Here is a 994-nt window from a genome sequence, read left to right as displayed (position 1 = left end):
ACAGCTGGTTTGACGATAATGTCTGTGCCAGTTGCGCCAGGGACAGCACCTTTGATCAAAAGCAAGTTGCGCTCTGCATCGATACGCACGAGCTCAAGACCTTGAACCGTTACCTGCTCAGCACCCATGTGGCCAGCCATCTTCTTACCCTTCACAACTCGACCAGGCGTTTGACACTGACCAATCGAACCAGGAGCTCTGTGAGATAGCGAGTTACCGTGTGTTGCGTCTTGCATACGAAAGTTCCAACGCTTAACACCGCCTTGAAACCCCTTACCTTTTGACTGACCGGTCACATCAACAATTTGACCAGTTTCAAACTGCTCGACACTAAGAACATCGCCCGCTTTAAGGTCTGCACCCTCTTCAGCTTCTAGACGAAATTCCCACAAACCACGACCAGCTTCGACACCCGCTTTCGCGAAGTGACCTGCTGCTGCTTTAGAAACGCGAGAAGCGCGACGCTCACCTGTAGTGATCTGAACAGCCTTGTAGCCATCCACGTCCTCAGTTCTCACCTGCGTGATACGGTTACCGTCTACTTCAATAACGGTTACCGGGATTGACCGACCCTCTTCTGTGAAGATACGAGTCATACCAGCCTTGCGGCCGACTAAACCAATTGCCATTTTTCACCTCTTAAGTGTACGGGGCTCTCACCCTCTATGGCCCTATTAATAGGTAGTTACACTTTGCCGGGTTAGATAAACCCAGCACCCAAGCTTACGCTTGGACTTAACCTAGGCTGATTTGAACATCAACACCAGCAGCTAGATCAAGCTTCATGAGTGCGTCTACAGTTTTTTCTGTAGGCTCTACAATATCCATCATGCGTTTATGCGTGCGGATTTCATATTGATCACGCGCATCTTTATTAACGTGCGGAGAGATCAATACTGTAAACCTTTCTTTCTTTGTTGGCAGAGGAATTGGGCCACGCACTTGTGCTCCAGTTCGCTTCGCCGTGTCTACGATTTCTTGTGTAGACTGGTCA

General features: G+C 49.3%; 2 protein-coding genes. Both read right to left on the bottom strand.

The features are described 5' to 3' along the window. Window positions 1-629: 50S ribosomal protein L3 (rplC, locus tag A3750_RS23810; RefSeq protein WP_068549004.1), on the bottom strand; the 629-nt coding region annotated here is incomplete at its 3' end. A 106-nt stretch (window positions 630-735) separates the two neighbouring features. After that, window positions 736-994: 30S ribosomal protein S10 (gene rpsJ, locus A3750_RS23805; protein ID WP_068549003.1), on the bottom strand; the 259-nt coding region annotated here is incomplete at its 5' end.

Source organism: Oleiphilus sp. HI0079, from assembly GCF_001635105.1.
Note: the sequence above shows the minus strand (reverse complement) of the source record. Positions and strands in the feature narration are given on the sequence as shown.